Annotated in this window: 16 protein-coding genes and 1 riboswitch; of the genes, 3 read left to right on the top strand and 13 right to left on the bottom strand. The window is 71.8% G+C overall.

The genetic code is table 11. The features are described from left to right. The first annotated feature begins 35 nt into the window (after positions 1 to 35). Positions 36 to 608 carry a histidine phosphatase family protein gene (locus BMW51_RS06950; protein ID WP_177171565.1) on the top strand — a complete coding sequence of 191 codons (573 nt, stop codon included), beginning with the start codon at positions 36 to 38 and terminating at the stop codon, positions 606 to 608. Here BMW51_RS06950 and bluB read toward each other — a convergent pair. The 7 genes from bluB to cbiE are packed head-to-tail and all read right to left on the bottom strand — an operon-like array spanning position 605 to position 6,355. Further along, on the bottom strand, positions 605 to 1,240 hold the full coding sequence (bluB, locus tag BMW51_RS06945; RefSeq protein WP_093004736.1) for a 5,6-dimethylbenzimidazole synthase: 636 nt from the start codon (positions 1,238 to 1,240) through the stop codon (positions 605 to 607). The genes BMW51_RS06950 and bluB overlap by 4 nt on opposite strands. Next, complete coding sequence (cobF, locus tag BMW51_RS06940) at positions 1,237 to 1,992, bottom strand: precorrin-6A synthase (deacetylating) (protein WP_093004734.1); 756 nt, start codon at positions 1,990 to 1,992, stop codon at positions 1,237 to 1,239. Before cobF ends, bluB begins: the two co-directional genes overlap by 4 nt. After that, complete coding sequence (cobA, locus tag BMW51_RS06935) at positions 1,989 to 2,708, bottom strand: uroporphyrinogen-III C-methyltransferase (RefSeq protein ID WP_093004732.1); 720 nt, start codon at positions 2,706 to 2,708, stop codon at positions 1,989 to 1,991. The genes cobF and cobA overlap by 4 nt, the downstream gene beginning before the upstream one ends. Further along, positions 2,705 to 4,015, bottom strand: a complete 1,311-nt coding sequence (locus BMW51_RS06930; protein WP_093004730.1) for a cobyrinic acid a,c-diamide synthase CobB — start codon at positions 4,013 to 4,015, stop codon at positions 2,705 to 2,707. The genes cobA and BMW51_RS06930 overlap by 4 nt, the downstream gene beginning before the upstream one ends. Then, entirely contained in the window at positions 4,012 to 4,797 is a 786-nt protein-coding gene (cobM, locus tag BMW51_RS06925; protein ID WP_093004728.1) for a precorrin-4 C(11)-methyltransferase, read from the bottom strand. Before cobM ends, BMW51_RS06930 begins: the two co-directional genes overlap by 4 nt. Beyond that, on the bottom strand, positions 4,794 to 5,156 hold the full coding sequence (locus BMW51_RS06920) for a cobalamin biosynthesis protein (RefSeq protein WP_093005141.1): 363 nt from the start codon (positions 5,154 to 5,156) through the stop codon (positions 4,794 to 4,796). Before BMW51_RS06920 ends, cobM begins: the two co-directional genes overlap by 4 nt. Next, positions 5,153 to 6,355, bottom strand: a complete 1,203-nt coding sequence (gene cbiE, locus BMW51_RS06915; RefSeq protein WP_093004726.1) for a precorrin-6y C5,15-methyltransferase (decarboxylating) subunit CbiE — start codon at positions 6,353 to 6,355, stop codon at positions 5,153 to 5,155. Before cbiE ends, BMW51_RS06920 begins: the two co-directional genes overlap by 4 nt. Between cbiE and BMW51_RS06910 the strand changes: the two genes are divergently transcribed. Next, positions 6,354 to 7,115, top strand: a complete 762-nt coding sequence (locus tag BMW51_RS06910; RefSeq protein ID WP_093004724.1) for a cobalt-precorrin-6A reductase — start codon at positions 6,354 to 6,356, stop codon at positions 7,113 to 7,115. The genes cbiE and BMW51_RS06910 overlap by 2 nt on opposite strands. On the opposite strand, the gene cobJ is transcribed toward BMW51_RS06910, so the two are convergent. The 6 genes from cobJ to cobW are packed head-to-tail and all read right to left on the bottom strand — an operon-like array spanning position 7,079 to position 14,625. After that, positions 7,079 to 7,843 carry a precorrin-3B C(17)-methyltransferase gene (gene cobJ / locus BMW51_RS06905; RefSeq protein WP_093004722.1) on the bottom strand — a complete coding sequence of 255 codons (765 nt, stop codon included), beginning with the start codon at positions 7,841 to 7,843 and terminating at the stop codon, positions 7,079 to 7,081. The genes BMW51_RS06910 and cobJ overlap by 37 nt on opposite strands. Continuing rightward, positions 7,840 to 8,571, bottom strand: a complete 732-nt coding sequence (gene cobI, locus BMW51_RS06900; protein ID WP_093004720.1) for a precorrin-2 C(20)-methyltransferase — start codon at positions 8,569 to 8,571, stop codon at positions 7,840 to 7,842. Before cobI ends, cobJ begins: the two co-directional genes overlap by 4 nt. After that, positions 8,568 to 9,197 carry a precorrin-8X methylmutase gene (locus BMW51_RS06895; RefSeq protein ID WP_093004718.1) on the bottom strand — a complete coding sequence of 210 codons (630 nt, stop codon included), beginning with the start codon at positions 9,195 to 9,197 and terminating at the stop codon, positions 8,568 to 8,570. The genes cobI and BMW51_RS06895 overlap by 4 nt, the downstream gene beginning before the upstream one ends. Beyond that, the gene (locus tag BMW51_RS06890) at positions 9,187 to 10,290 is read right to left on the bottom strand and encodes a cobalamin biosynthesis protein CobG (protein WP_245708319.1); all 1,104 of its coding nucleotides are present in this window, start codon (positions 10,288 to 10,290) and stop codon (positions 9,187 to 9,189) included. Before BMW51_RS06890 ends, BMW51_RS06895 begins: the two co-directional genes overlap by 11 nt. Further along, positions 10,287 to 13,544 carry a cobaltochelatase subunit CobN gene (gene cobN, locus BMW51_RS06885; RefSeq protein ID WP_093004714.1) on the bottom strand — a complete coding sequence of 1,086 codons (3,258 nt, stop codon included), beginning with the start codon at positions 13,542 to 13,544 and terminating at the stop codon, positions 10,287 to 10,289. Before cobN ends, BMW51_RS06890 begins: the two co-directional genes overlap by 4 nt. 10 nt (positions 13,545 to 13,554) lie before the next feature. Then, the gene (gene cobW, locus BMW51_RS06880) at positions 13,555 to 14,625 is read right to left on the bottom strand and encodes a cobalamin biosynthesis protein CobW (protein ID WP_093005139.1); all 1,071 of its coding nucleotides are present in this window, start codon (positions 14,623 to 14,625) and stop codon (positions 13,555 to 13,557) included. A 173-nt stretch (positions 14,626 to 14,798) separates the two neighbouring features. Beyond that, positions 14,799 to 15,030: riboswitch (cobalamin riboswitch) on the bottom strand. A 41-nt stretch (positions 15,031 to 15,071) separates the two neighbouring features. On the opposite strand from cobW, the gene BMW51_RS06875 reads away from it, so the two are divergent. Continuing rightward, entirely contained in the window at positions 15,072 to 15,698 is a 627-nt protein-coding gene (locus BMW51_RS06875) for a hypothetical protein (protein ID WP_143051823.1), read from the top strand. Positions 15,699 to 15,704: the final 6 nt, after the last annotated feature.

The following is a 15,704-nucleotide window of genomic DNA, read 5'->3' as shown; positions in this document are numbered from 1 at the left end:
TGGACGCCCGCGCGTCAACCGGCCAGAGCAGCCGCGTGACTGCCCGCCCCCCGACCACTCGCCTGACCCTGCTATGTGCCGGGGCGACGCGCGGCGTGCGCGAGGGGCGCTTCCCCGATCCGGCCGAACCGCTCGATGACGGCGGCCGCGCCAAGGTGCGCGCGGCGGCTTTCGACCGGGCAAGCGTCGATCACTGCTTCGTCAGCCCGGCTGCCTCGGCGATCGAGACTGCTGCGCTGCTCGGCATCGACGCGGCACAGCAACCGGCCCTCCGCGACGTCGATGCTGGTGACTGGGCGGGGTGCAGCATGGCCGAGATCGGTGAGGAGGCGTTCACGCGGTGGCTAGCCGCGCCCGAGCAGGGCGCTCCGGGTGGCGAGCCGATGACGGCGGTGCGCGAACGAGTCGGTGGATGGCTCGACGAGCTGGAAGAGGGGCGCGTGCTCGCGGTGACGCATGCGGCAGTGATCCGCGCCACACTGGCGCATGCGCTGGTGCTGCCGGACGCGAGCGTGCTGGCGATCGACGTCGCGCCGCTCACCCGTCTCATCCTGTCGCGACACGGCCGCTGGCGGTTGCAGGCGCTCGTCCCGCCGCGCGAGGGCTAGCGCGTGAGGATGTTCAGCGGTTGGCGTGCCTGCCAGCCGCGACGCTCCAGCTCGGGCGTGTCGGCATCGCGCTCGGGATAGCCGAGGCACAGCAATGCGACGAGCGACCAGCCCGCCGGTACGTCGAGCAACGCGGTGACGTAGGCAGGATCGAGGATCGACACCCAACCGACCGCCACGCCGCGCACGCGTGCGGCGAGCCACAGATGATCGATCGCGAGCACGGTGGAATAACGCAACGTTTCCGGCATCGTCGCGCGCCCGAGGCCGTAGCCGGCGGCGGGATCGTCGTCGCTGAACACCGCGACAATCTCGGGTGCCTCGCGCAGGCCATGCAGCTTCAGCTTGGCGTAGGATGCGCTACGCTCGAGATCGGTGATCGCTGTCGCCGCGACGGTGCTCTGTTGGTCGACGTGTGCCGCCAGTTGCTCGCGCAGATCGTCCGAGCGGCATCGCACGAACCGCCATGGCTGGCTGTTGCCGACCGACGGGGCGAGGCGTGCGGCGTCGAGGATCGTGTCGAGCTCGCCTGCGGGCAGCGCATCGCGCCGGAAGTGACGCACATCGCGCCGCCAGCGCAGCAGCGCGTCGAACTGGTCGCGAAACGCGGCGTCGAACACCGGAGCCGTCACGGTCGTGCGCGACGCAGCAGGTAAATGTCCATGATCCAGCCGTGTTCTTCGCGAAGCGCCGCGCGGCGCGTGCGAACGCCGACGGCGATCTCGCCGAGCGGCCCCGCCGCGAGCGCCTGCTGCGGCATCCCGAGATACGCGCCCCACCACATCGTCACGCCCGCCGGATCGATCGTGTCGAACGCGCATTGCCCGTCGAGCATCACCGCCAGCGTGTCCGCGCCCGCGGACCAGCCGCCATCCGCCAGTCGCCGCCCGGTGGTGATCGTCACCGGGTCGCCGATCGTGTTGAGCGGGATCGCGTGTGCGGCGGTGAGCGCCTGCAAGCTGGTGATGCCGGGCGTAACCGTCACGCTCAATGTCATCCCCCGCGCGCGCAGCCGGTCGGTGATGCGCAGGGTCGAATCGTACAGCGACGGATCACCCCAGACGAGCAGTGCCAGCCGCCCACCGCCGGGCAGGTGCCGCGCGATCGCGTTCGCCCAGGCATCGGCGATCGCGTCGTGCCACGCGTTCACCGCGCCGAGATAGGGAGCGGCGGTGTTGCGTACCGGCAGGTCGAAGACCGCGACGCGCCCCCGCTCTCCCAGCACCGCGTCGCAGAGCGCCAACCGCACGTCGAGCAGATCGGCGGTGTCCGCGCGCTTGCGCGGCAGCAGGATCACGTCGGCCGCGCGCATCGCGCTCTCGCCCGCGCGCGTCAGGTGGTCGGGGCTCCCAGTACCGATCCCAATCAGGTGCAGGTCGATCATGCCTCGGCCGCCAGCGGACCGTAGAGGATCAGCGCGGTCGCATCCGACACGCCTGCGCGCAGTTGTTCGGCGAGCGCCGCGATCGAGGTGCGCGTCAGCCGCTGCTCGGGATGGCCGACCGCCTCGGCAAGGAGTGCGGGCGTGTCGCCGGGCAGCCCGTGCGCCGCCAGATCGTCGGCGAGCGCGGGGAAGGTGCGCTTGGGCATGAACACGACCGTGGTCGCGTCCGAATCGGCGAGTGCCGCCATGTTGCGCTGTTCGGGCAGGCCGCCGGTCGCGTCGTGGCCGGTGACGAACTGGACGCGGCGCGCCTCGGCCCGGCGCGTCAGCGGGATCGCGGCGGCCGCGGCGGCGGCCTGCGCGGCGCTGATGCCGGGTATGATTTCGAACGCCACGCCGGCGGTGCGCAGCGCGGTGATCTCCTCTTCCAGCCGGCCGAAGATGCCGGGATCGCCCGCCTTCAACCGCACCACGCGCGCGCCGCTCAGCGCGTGCTCGACCAGCAGCGCGGAGACGTGAGCCTGGCTTGGCGAGGGGCGCCCCGCGCGCTTGCCGACCGCGACGAGGTCAGCGCCGGCGCGAACGTGACGCAGCACGGGGCCGGCGGACAGGTCGTCGAACAGCACCACGTCGGCGTGCGCCAACCGGTCGACCGCTTTCAGCGTCAGCAGTTCGGGGTCACCCGGCCCCGCGCCGACGAAGCTGACCCGCGTCACTCGGCAGTCCCCGCGATCAGGTGGAAGAAGGTACCCGACACGCGCCCGCGATACGATCCGGTATCGGCCACCGCATTGCCATCGGCGTCGCTGACCCTCGCCAGTGCGGCGTCGGGTTGCTCGATGATAGTGGAATAATGGAATTCGTGGCCTGCGAGGCCGCTGCCCGCCGGGATGGCGCCGATCGGTGCCTCCAGCACCGCGCGCCGGTAGCCCAGATGCATCCGCCGCTGCGCGTAGCTGGTGACGAGGCCGAGCAGCCCCGCCATGCGGTGGCTCGACCCGTCGGCGTCGATCAACGCTTCGCCCAGTGCCATGTAGCCGCCACACTCGCCGTGGATCGGACGCGTCGCGGCGTGCGCGTGCAATCCGGCGCGGAAGCGATCGGCGGCGGCGAGGCGGCCGGCGTGTAGCTCGGGGTACCCGCCCGGCAGCCAGACGAGATCGGCGGCAGGATCGGGTGCGTCGTCGGCGAGCGGGGAGAATGGGATGATCTCCGCGCCCGCGGCGTGCCACGCGTCGAGAAGGTGCGGGTAGGTGAACGAGAAGGCGGCGTCACGCGCGAGCGCGATCCGCTGCGCCGGTGGCGTGACCGGCTGCGCCTGCGCAGCGGCGAGCGGCTCCGCATTGGCGGCGGCGCGCAACGCGTCCAAGTCGACGTGCTCGGCGAGGAAGGCGGCGTAGGCGGCGACCGCGGCGTCGAGATCCGGGTGCTCGACCGCCTGGACGAGCCCCAGGTGCCGCTCGGGCAGCTTCAGGTCGCCGCGCCTCGGCAGGCTACCGAATACGGGCAGGCCGACCGCCGCCATCCCCGCGCGCGCCAGCCGGTCGTGGCGCGGGCTGGCGACGCGGTTGAGGATCACGCCGGCGACGCGCACCTCCGGATCGTAGCGCGCGAAGCCGAGCGCGGTCGCCGCGGCGGACTGCGCCTGCCCCGACACGTCGATGACGAGCACGACCGGCCAGCCGCGACGCCGGGCAATGTCGGCGCTGGCGCCGTTCCCGGTCGCACCCGGTTTCGCCACGCCGTCGAACAAGCCCATCGATCCCTCGGCCAGGATCAGGTCGGCGTCGTTTCCGTGCGCGCAAAGCGCGTCGAGCAGCGCCGGCGGCATCGACCAGCTGTCTAGGTTGAACGACGCGCGCCCACTCGCCGCGCGGTGAAAGGCAGGGTCGATATAGTCGGGACCGCACTTGAACGGTTGCACCGCGACACCGCGATTGGCGAGTGCGCGCAGCAGGCCGAGCATCACCGTGGTCTTGCCGGTGCCCGACGCGGGCGCAGCGATCATCAGCCCGGCGGTCATTCGCTCTCTCCGGCGAAGCGCGAGGTCGCGGATTGCGGACGGAAGCGGCGGTCATAGCCGGGCGCGTAGAGGCTGCTCTCGGCGAAGTCTTCGGCGGCGAGCACGCGTCCGACCAGGATCAGCGCGGTCCGCTCCGGCCCGCCCGCGGCCGCCGCCTCGATCGTCGCGAGCGTGCCGCGCACGATGCGCTGGTCGGGCCAGCTCGCGCGCCACACGATCGCGACCGGGCAATCGGCGCCGTGAGTGTGCGTCAGCGCGGTGACGATCTCACTCAAGCGGTGGATCGACAGGTGGATCGCGAGCGTCGCGCCGGTGGCGGCGAACGCTTCCAGCGTCTCCGCCGCGGGCATGGCGCTGGCGCGACCAGGCGTGCGGGTGAGGATCAACGACTGCGCAATACCCGGCAGCGTCAGCTCGGCCTCCAGCGCGGCGGCGGCGGCGGCGAAGGCGGGCACGCCCGGCGTCACGTCGAACGGGATGCCGAGCGCGCGCAACCGCCGCAACTGCTCGCCCAACGCCGACCATATAGACAGGTCGCCCGAGTGAAGCCGCGCGACGTCGTGGCCGTCGGCGTGCGCGCGCGCGATCTCCGCGATGATTTCGTCGAGCGACAGCGGTGCGGTGTTGATGATCCGCGCGCCCGCCGGGCAATGGCCGAGCAGCGCGGCGGGAACGAGCGATCCGGCGTAGAGACACACCGGCGCGGCAGCGATCAGGTCGCGCGCGCGCAGCGTGATCAGGTCGGCGGCACCAGGGCCTGCGCCGATGAAGTGGACGGTCATGCGTGGCTTCCTGAAACGGCGATCGCGCAGGTGACGCTGCGGTCGGGCGAGATGCAGCGCGTAATGCTGACGCGTGCGCCCACGCCGGCAGCGACCAGCGCCGCGGCCTCCGCGACGCTGCCGGTGCCACGCGCGGCGAGGCTGATGGGGGATCGGGTCGGCGTGGCGATGCCGCGCAGCTTGTCGGGTGAAATCACCATTAGCGGAACCCCGTGCTCGCGCGCGAAGGCGTCGAGCAACGCCGCCCGGTCTGCCGGCACGGCGAAGCGATCGACGTAGGGTACGCCGGTCGCCGCCAGCGCCGCGGCGAAGGCGTCGGTCGTTGCACCCGCACGACAGCCGAAGCCCGCGACGATCACCACGTCACGCTCCACTGCACCAGCGGATAGGCGCTGCGCCAACCGCGTCGCGTACCAATCGGCGCGGCCTCGGCGAGCTCGATCCGCAGGAGCGAACCGCCACGCCGCGCGTGCCATTGGCCGAGCAGCGCCTCCGACTCAAGCGTTACCGCATTGGCAACGACGCGCGTGCCCGCGGGCAGATGCGCGTCGAGCCAGTCGAGCAGCGCGAGCGACAATCCGCCGCCGACGAACACTGCCGCCGGTGCGGGCTGGTCGGCGAGGATCAGGGGCGCGGCGCCCTCAGTGACGACCAGCCGGTCGACGCCGAGCGTCGCGGCGTTGGCACGCGCGCGGTCGGCGCGGGTCGGGTCGCGCTCGAAAGCGACCGCGCGGGTCGACGGGTGCGCGAGCAGCCACTCGATCGCAATCGAGCCCGAGCCCGCGCCGATGTCCCACAACAACTCGCCCGCGCGGGGTGCAAGCGCGGACAGCGTGAGCGCGCGTGCGGGTCGCTTGGTGATCTGCCCGTCGTGGTCGAACCATGTGTCTGGGCGTCCGGCGGCGAGCGGCAGCGTCTCGCCGCTGCCCGCCACCTCGATCGCGACCGCGAGGGGATGCGCGATGTCGGCCAAAGGAGCGGCGTCGGCGCGCGTCGTGCGCACCCGCTCGCGCGGACCACCCAGCGCCTCCAGCACCGTCACCGACGACGCGCCGAAGCCCTGCTCAGCGACATAGTCGATCAGCGCGCGCGCGCCCGCGCCGTCACGCACCAGCCCGACGATGCGCGCTCCGGCTGCGAGATGCGGACGCATCCGCGTGACCGGCGCGGCATGGAGGCCGAGGCAGACCGTCTCCTCCACCCGCCAGCCGAGCCGCGCCGCCGCGAGCGCGAAGGTCGAGGGCGCGGGATACGTGACCCATTCGTCGGGCGATAGGTGACGCGACAGCGTCGCGCCTGCGCCGAACCAGAACGGATCGCCCGAGGCGAGCATGACCACGCGGCGTCCGCGCTCGGCCAGCAGGTCGGCGATACCGACCTCAAACGGCACCGGCCAAGTGCGCGTTTCCGCCATCAGATCAGGCAGCAACGACAGGTGACGCGTCGCGCCGAACACCAGTTCGGCTCGATCGAGCGCCGCGCGGCTTGCCGCCGACAACCCGTCCGGTCCATCCTCGCCGATCCCGACAATCGTCAGCCAAGGCCCGCGCTCACCCATGACCAAGCTCCTGATCCTGGGCGGCACGACCGAGGCGAGTGCACTCGCCGATGCGTGTGCGCTCCGAGGGGTGGAGGCGGTGCTGAGCTACGCCGGGCGCACCGCGGCCCCGGCGGCGCAGGCGGTGCCGATCCGCGTCGGCGGCTTCGGCGGGGTGGCGGGGCTCGCCGCCTATCTGAAGCGCGAGCACGTCACGCATCTCGTCGATGCGACACACCCCTTCGCCGCGCAGATGAGCGCGCACGCGGTCACCGCCGCACAGCGCGCGGGTGTGCCGCTGATCGCGCTGACGCGTCCCGCCTGGACGCCGATCGCGGGCGATCGCTGGACGCACGTCGCCGACGTGGATGCGGCGGTGGCGGCGCTCGCCGGTCCAGCGCGGCGCGTCATGCTCGCGCTCGGGCGGATGCACGTCGCCGCCTTCGCCGCGCAGCCGCAGCACCATTACCTGCTGCGCTTCGTCGATCGGCCAAACGTGGCTCCGCCGCTGCCGCACTACGATCTCGTGATCGACCGCGGACCGTTCGATGTCGATAGCGACCGACGGCTGATGGTCGATCACCGCATTGACCTGGTCGTCGCCAAGAACGCCGGCGGCAGCGGCGCGTCGGCGAAGATCGCGGCGGCGCGCGCGCTCGGCCTGGAAGTGCTGATGATTGATCGGCCCGCGCTGCCGCCGCGCACCGAAGTGCACGACGTGGCGGCGGTCTTCGACTGGATCGCTCACGGCGTTCCCTCAGGCATCCAGCGCGGCGTGTAGAGGATCGGCGCGCCCACCCGCTCGATCACGCGGGTGCGGCTCGACCCGACGATCACCATCGTGCGCATGTCGGCCATCTCGCCGCGCGCGTCTGGCAGCGCCACGATACGCAGCGACTCCTCAGGCGTCGTCACTGCCCGCGCGAACAGCACCGGTCGCGCGTCGCCGCACACCTCGCGCAGCACATCAAAGACGCGACCAAGCCCGTCGGGGCGCGCGCGCGACCGCGGGTTGTAGAAGGCGATGGCGAAATCCGCTTCTGCCGCCAGCGCGACGCGGCGCTCCACCACGCTCCGCGGTTTCAGATTGTCCGACAGATTGATCGCGCAGAAATCGTGTCCCAGCGGCGCGCCTGCACGTGCCGCCGCCGCCAGCATCGCGGTGATGCCGGGCAGCACGCGGATGTCGAGCTCGCGCCACGATGCGTCGCCCGCCTCCAGCGCCTCGAACACCGCCGCCGCCATCGCGAAAACGCCGGGATCGCCCGACGAAACGACAACGACGCGTCGACCGCGTGCCGCCAGCTCGAGCGCCAGCGTCGCACGGTCGAGCTCGACGCGGTTGTCCGACGCGTGCAGCGCCAGTCCATCGCGCGGCGCCACGCGCGCGACGTAGGGAATGTAGCCGATCACGTCGGTCGCCTGCGCCAGCGCGTCGCTGACCTCGGGCGTGACCAGCGCCTCGTCGCCCGGCCCCAGCCCCGCGATCGCCAGCCATCCCGCGCTCACGGTCGCCGTCCTTGACCGTGGATCAACAGGATCGAGAAATAGGGCGCTTCGTCGCCGACCTCTGCCAGCCGGCGCACGCGCTGTTCGGGCATGGCGGCATACTCGACCAGCCACGCATTGTCGCCACGTCCCGCGGCCAGCACCGCGCGCCGCAGCTTGGGCAGGTGACGCCCGATCTTCATCACCACCAGCGCGTCGGTATCGGCGATGCGGCGGGTAAGCTCGTCCTCGGGCAGCGTCGCGGTTGCGACCGTCAGCACGTCCTCGCCCCAGGTGATCGGCACGCCGCTCGCGGTCCAGGCGCCCGACATGCCGGTAATGCCGGGCACGACCTGAACGGGCACCTGCCCCAGCAATCGCGCGTGCAGGTGCATGAACGAGCCGTAGAAGAACGGGTCGCCCTCGCACAGCACCACTACGTCCTCGCCCGTCAGCGCGAGCCGCGCGAGGTGATCGGTGCAGCGAGCGTAGAAGCGCGACAGGCAGTCGTTATAGGCTGGCCCGACCGGAATCTCGGTCGTGACCGGATAGTCCATCGCGAACTCGACCGCGTCGGGGCGCAGCATCCCCTCGACCAGCCGGCGCGCGCGACCCGGGCGCCCCGCCTTGCGGAAATAGGCGACGTGGCGCGCCGCGCGCACCAGCCGGTCGGCGCGCACGCTCATCAGGTCGGCGGCACCGGGGCCGAGACCGACGCCGTGCACCGTGCCGGGGGGGTGACGGCTCACTCGGCGCGGCTCGCCAGCGCGTTGATCGCAGCGACGGTGATCGCGCTGCCGCCCAGCCGTCCCTCGACGATCGCGCACGGCACCGGCTGCTCGGCCCACAGCGCTGCCTTCGACTCCATCGCGCCGACGAAGCCAACCGGGCAGCCGATGATCGCGGCGGGGCGCGGGCAGGCGGGGTCCTCCAGCATGTCGAGCAGGTGGAACAAGGCGGTCGGCGCGTTGCCGATCGCGACCAGCGCGCCCGCCATATGTGGTCGCCACAGCTCCAGCGCGGCGGCGGAGCGCGTCGTGCCCATGCGGGCGGCCAGTGCGGGGACGCTCGCGTCGTGCAAGGGGCAGATCACCTGATTATCGGCCGGCAGCCGCGCGCGCGTGATCCCTTCGCTCACCATTCGCGCGTCGCACAGGATCGGCGCGCCTGCCGCGAGCGCCGCGCGCGCGACCTGCGCGAAGTTGGCTGTGAAGCGGATAAACGGCGCGAGCTCCACCAGCCCGGCGGCGTGGATCATCCGCACCGCGACCGGCTCCTCCTCGGCGGAGAAGCGCTGGAGCTCGGCTTCGGCGCGGATGATCGCGAACGATTGCCGGTAAATCGCTGCGCCGTCGGTTTCGTAGCTATGCGGCACGAGGGAAACCTTTGAAGTGGGCGAGCACCTGCTCGTAGGTGAGGCCGCACACGACGGGCGGCGCGTCGGCGCGCGCGTTCAGCGCCAGATCGAACCGGCCGTCGCGACCGGTCAGCACGACATCGGCGCGGGTACGCCGCGCGCACCCCTTGTCGCAGCCCGACACGTGGAGCGTGCCCGCGATCAGTGGCGCGAGTTCGGTGGCGAGCGGGCGTGTCGCGACGCTCCCCTGCGGACAGGCGGGCGCGCCGACGCAGGCATCGATTCCCCGTAGGTAGCCTAAGTCGGACTTCGGCGCGGGCGCTCCTTCGAGCAGCAGCGTGCGCCACGGTGTCAGCCGCAGCGCAGCGAGTCCGACTCGCTGGGTGAGCGCCGTCAACGCATCGGCGTCGATGCGGCCGAACGGGAGCGGATAGCTGGGCGGATCGTCCGCTGGCGCGCCTGTCGACCGGCGCGGGCACAGCCCGCCCGTTGCCCAATCGGGCAGGGCGGCGTTGTGACGCGCCATCCGCCCCGCCGCCGTACCGCCGCTGGCGACGAACCAGTCCGCCAGCGCGAGGATCGCGTCGACTTCCTCGCCGACCGGGACCGCGATGCCGGTCGCGCGCCCGTCCGCGCGCAGCATCAGCGCGCCGGTGTCCGCACGCTCGACGCGCAGGTCGGCCGAAGCGTCGCCCAGCACGCAGACCTGGCCGGCATCAATCGCAATCCCGAACTTGTCCGGAAGCGGCGGCAACTCAGCCCACCGCGCCGACAATGCGGTCGCGATCCGGTGCGTGTCGTCGCCTTCGCGCCAATCGGGCGCAACCAATAGCGGCAGCGTCTCACGCGCAGGATCGGCGTCGACCAGTCCGGCAGCGACGAGCCTGTCGATTGCGGCGCGCCACCCCGCCTCGTCCAGCCCGCGCAATTGCAGCGCGGCACGGTTGGTCAGGTCGATCGCGCCGTTACCGTGAAGCGCCGCGATATCTGCGATAAGTCGCGCCTGTTCCGCCGTGATCCGCCCCATAGACGGGCGGACGCGCAGCAGCAGGCCGTCGCCCGCCGCCATCGGCCGCCATGCGGTCGGGCACCAGCCGCGCCGCACGCTCATGCTGGCAGTCCCAGTGTCGCCAGGATCGAATTGCGCCTGGTCGGCCACAGCCCCGACCGGAGGAGCGCGGCGAAGCGCGCCTCCATCGCGGCGAGTGCGGCCGGGTTGGCCGCGGCCAGAAATGCGCGCACCTCGTCGCGCCCGATCGTCGCGTCATGGTACAGGTCGATTAGTTCGGGTGTCACCACGTTCGCCAGATGCGCGAAGCTGCCGAGATGGTCCAGCGTGCCTGCAATCTCCGCCGCGCCGCGGTAGCCGTGGCGCATCATGCCGGCGATCCAGGCCGGATCGGCGGCGCGCCCGCGCACGACCCGCGCCACCTCTTCGCGTAGGGGACGCGCGCGCGGGCGACCGGGGTCGCGCGCGTCGAGATGGTAGAGCGCCGCGTGCCCGCCGACGACGCCCTGCGCCGCGGCGAAACCCGCTTCGTGCCCGGCGTAATCGGCGGCGATCAGCAGGTCGGTTTCGGGCAAATCCTGTATGTGGACGAAGGCGTCGGCGGCGGCGACGCGCGCGGCGATGCCGGCGGGATCGGCAACCTCGCCCGCATCGAAACTGTACGACGACGCGGCGAGCCACGCCTCACCAGCCGCGGCGCGAGCTGCGTCGGTGTAGGTGTCGGCCGCGTCGCCGATGCCAAGGCCGTAGCTGCCGGGTGCCGGACCGTAGACGCGCGCGCCCGCCCTTTCAGCGCCGCTCTGACCGACGAACGGGTTCCACTCGGGCGCTTCGTCGCGCGCGGCGAGCGCGCGTACCGCTTGCCCGAACAGCGCGCACAATTGCGCGAACGTGTCGCGAAACAGTCCCGAAACCCGCAGCGTCACGTCGACGCGCGGGCGGTCGAGCATCGCGAGCGGCAGGATCTCGACGCCGGTCACGCGGTCCGATCCGGTATCCCACACCGGCTGCGCGCCGAGCAGGTGGAGCGCCATCGCGAACTCCTCGCCCGCGGTGCGCATCGTCGCCGATCCCCACAGGTCGACCACCAGCGCGCGCGGATAATCGCCCTCGTCCTGCAGATGGCGGCGGACCAGCTCGTCGGCCAGCCGCTTGCCCTGAGCATGCGCCGAGCGCGACGGCACGCCGCGCGGGTCGATTGCGTACAGGTTGCGCCCGGTCGGCAGCACGTCCTTGCGTCCGCGATACGGCGAACCAGCTGGTCCGGGCACCACGCGCCATCCCGACAGCGCGGCGTGGAGCCCGTCACGCTCCGCCGCGCCGCACGGGCCTTCCCCGAAGACGTGGAGACCGTCGCCGAAGCGCGTGTCCTTCACGTCGCACACGAAGGTGTCGATGCGTGTGATCGCCTCTGCCGCATTGGCCGCGTCGGCGAGCCCCAGTTCGGCCGACAGCCCGATCGCGTCGGCCTCTTCGGCGATGTCGCGCTGCAATCGGTCGCGGCGTGCCGGATCGAGCCCGTCGGCATTGGAAAATTCGTCGAGCAGCGCCTCCAGCCGCCCGAGCCCCGGGCCGCCTTCGCCCGTAACCAGCGGTGGCGGAAGGTGGCCGAGCGTCACCGCGCCCACGCGGCGCTTCGCCTGCGCCGCCTCGCCCGGATCGTTGACGATGAACGGGTAGATAACCGGCAGCGCGCCAGTCAGCGCCTCGGGCCAGCAATCATCCGAGAGCGCGACCGCCTTGCCCGGCAGCCACTCGAGCGTGCCGTGCGCGCCAACGTGGACCAGCGCGTCGATCGCCTGTTCGCGCAGCCACAGGTAGAAAGCGACGTAGCCGTGCCGCGGCACGCGCGAGAGGTCGTGATACTCGCCCGCACGCTCGCGCGGCTCGCCGCGTTCGGGCTGCAATGCCACCAGCGCCTTGCCTCGTCGGACGGCGGGGAAGGCGAAGTCGTCGCCGCTCACCGCCGGATCGTCACCCGCGTCACCCCATGCGGCGGACAGATCGTCGCGCAATCGCTGCGGCAGGCGTGCGAGTGCGGCGTGGTACGCGGCGATCGGCCAACGCAGTGTCTCGCTATTCAGCGCATGGGCGAGCGACCCGCCAGCTGGCGCACCCAGTTCATCGAGAATCACCTCGGCGGAAGCGAGCGCGTCGAGACCGACCGCGTGCGCCATCTGGTGCGTCTTGCCGGGGTAGGTCGACAGCACCAACGCGACGTGTCGGTCGCGTGCGGGCGTCTGGCGCAGGTGGACCCACGCCGCGACTCGGTCGGCGATCGCCGCGACGCGCTCGGGCGCGGCGCGATGCGCACGGCGAGCGTGCTGCAAGGCGGGGTCGCGCACCGCCGCTTCCTTGAAGCTCGCGACCCCGGCGAAGACGCGGCCATCGACCTCGGGCAGCACGACGTGCATGGCTAGATCGGCAGGCGAGAGGCCGCGTGTCGCCTCCGTCCAGGCCTGCCGCCCCGAGGTAGCGAGCGCGACCTGGAACACCGGCGCGTCGCTGGCATCGAGCGGCGAGGTGGCCTCATCGCCGCCGCGCGCGGAGAAGGCGGTCGCGTTGACGATGGCGACGGGGGCGAGCGCCGCCACCCAACGCGCTAGCCAGCCGCGAGTGTCGCCGTCCTTCAGCGACGGCACGTATAGCGGCACCACGTCGAACCCGCGCGCCGACAGCGCGGCATGGAGCGCGGCGACGGGATCGAGATCGGCGGCGGCGAGGTAGGAGCGGTAAAAGGTCAGCAGCACGCGCGGCCGTGGATCGGGCGCAAACAGCATTGCGGCCGGGCAGGCCGGACAGCTCGCCGGCAACCACGCGCCAACCTGCCCCAGCGCCGCCGCCCCTCGCACCGGTGCCGCGCGCAAGCCCGCGGCGAGCGCCAGTTGCGCGAGTGCCGCCTGCGCCGCCACCGCACCGCCACTGTCGCACAACGCCGCGAGCCGATCGAGCGTCGAGGCGGGCAACGTCGAGGCCGCGCGCAACCGATCGTCCTCGCGCCCATCGGCGGCGAGTACGGCGAGCGCAATCCCGTTCGCGCGCGCCAAGCTCTCGACCTGCGCGAGGCCGTAGCTCCAGTACGATCGTCCGCCGATCAAGCGGATCAGGATGCCGCGCGCGCCCGACAAGGTGCGCTCGAGATAGGTGTCGACCGACAACGGGTGCGTCAGGTCGGCGAGGTTGGCGAGCCTGAGCGTCGGCAGCGCGCCGGGCGCGGCTGCATGCCACCCGGCCGCGAACGCGCCCAGATCGCTGTCGGAGAACGACAGCACCACCAGATCGGCCGGGTCCTGCGCGAGGTCGCGCGGGGCGTCGGCTTCCTCCAGCCCGTGCTGCTCGCGAAAGACGACGTGCACCGCTGGCGCCTCAGCCGTTCAGCGCGGCCTCGATATGCGCCTGGTCGATGCGGTCATGCTCGGCGATCACGACCAGCCGCGTCTGCCGCTGCTCGCCCGGCGCCCAAGGCCGATCATACTGCGTCCGCACGCGCGCGCCGACCGCCTGCACCAGCAGCCGCATCGGCTTGCCCTTCACTGCGGCATAGCCCTTGACGCGCAACACGTCCTGCTCGCGCGCCAGCGTCTCGATCCGCGCGACCAGCGTGGCGGGATCGTCGATTTCCACGCCGTCGAACACCATGCTGTCGAAATCGTCGTGCTCGTGGTCGTCCTCGCCGTCGTGGTGCGACGGGCGGGCGGCAAGGTCGTCCTCTGCCTTCGCGTCCAGCCCCAGGATCACCGCGGGATCGATCACGCCGTCGACCAGCTCGACGACCGGCATCTGGCGCGGTGCTTCCGCCGCGATCACCGCGCGCGCGGCGGCGACGCCATCCGCGCCAGCCAGATCGGCCTTGGTCAAAAGCACGATGTCGGCGCAGGCGAGCTGGTCCTCGAACACTTCGGACAAGGGCGTCTCGTGGTCGATGCCGGGGTCGGCGGCGCGCTGCGCGTCGAGCGCCGCCACGTCGGGCGCGAAACGGCCCGCGGCAACCGCCTCCGCGTCAGCGAGCGCGACGACGCCGTCGACCGTGATGTGCGATCGGATCGCGGGCCAGTCGAACGCCTTCAGCAGCGGCTTGGGAAGTGCGAGGCCAGAGGTCTCGATCAGGATGTGATCGGGTCGCGGTTCGAGCGCCAGCAGCTGCTCGACCGTGGGGATGAAATCGTCCGCGACGGTGCAGCAAATGCAGCCGTTGGCGAGCTCGACGACATTCTCCGCCGGGCAGTCGGGAATGGCGCAAGCTTTCAGGATGTCGCCATCGACGCCCAACGTGCCGAACTCGTTGACGACCACCGCCAGCCGGCGGCCGTTCGCGTTGCGGATCAGGTGGCTGATCAGCGTCGTCTTTCCCGCGCCCAGGAAGCCGGTGACGATGGTCACGGGTACCTTGGCGAGATCGCGCGCGGCGGTGTTGGTGGGCGAGGCAAGATTGGTCACGGGCAGTTCCTTCGCGAGCGCCAACGGCGACGACGCGGGTGGGGGTCGATCGGTACCGACGCGCGCGACGGACGGCTCGCGTGCCCGTGGCGCTTCGGTGCGGCCCCACACCGCGCTTGGGCTTCGTCGCTCAGACGGAACACCGTGCCCCGGCCATCCCCTGGACCGACGCAAGAGCGACCAGAACGCTGGCAGGTTTCCTGGCTCGCGGGTCGTCGCTTCGGATCACAGCCTTCCCGGCGCGGGTGCATGAACCCGCCTCCAGTGGCCGCCTTTCACCAAAGAAAGGCCCGTGCCCGTCGCTCGCCGCTTACAGTTGCAGGGACAGCCGCGGATTGGGACCTAAGCCCTTCACCGCATTCCCGTTTACGCCCCTTTCGGGGCACCAGCGCGATCTGCGAACCGCACCGCGATCCGCCGCGCCGCTGTAGCGTGACGCGGGCTCGTTGCCAATGTTCGTGTGGGCGGCGGGAACCGGCGCGTGGGCAGGCGCCTTTACGCTCAAACATGGCAGCAGGCAGTGCGGTAATGATCGGATCGACAATGGTGCTAGCGTGATTGCGGCGGTGGTGATCGGCTTGATGCTGCAGGCGGGTGCGCCGGCCGGGGCCTCGGGTGCGTCCGGCGGGGTGAGTGCGTCAGGCGGGGTGAGCACGTCCAGCAGCGCGAGCGTGGGTGGCTCGGGTGCGAGCGGGCGCGTGTCGCAGCCGCCGATGAACTCGGCGATGCGTCGCGCAATGGGCGCGAGCGGCAGCGGCGGCATGACGCGGTTCCCGTCAAGCGGCGCCGCCACGCCGACCAACGCCATGACGCTCACCAGCAGCCGAGGTGGCGGCGCGAGCGGAACAAGCGGATCGATGGCAGGCATGCAGTCCGGCATGAGCGGGCAGGGTGGCATGGCCGGGCAGAATGGCTCGACGACGGCCAACATGAACGGCACCGGCGTGATGGGCAGCGGCATGGGCGCTGGAAGCACGAGCGGCAGCACCGGCTCCGGCTCCGGGATGACGTCCGGATCGCGCACCAGCTACGACGCGACCGGGATCAGGCAGCAGGGTAGCGGCCCACGCTGACCGGCC

This window comes from Sphingomonas palmae (assembly GCF_900109565.1).
GTDB lineage: Bacteria > Pseudomonadota > Alphaproteobacteria > Sphingomonadales > Sphingomonadaceae > Sphingomonas > Sphingomonas palmae.
Note: the sequence above shows the minus strand (reverse complement) of the source record. Positions and strands in the feature narration are given on the sequence as shown.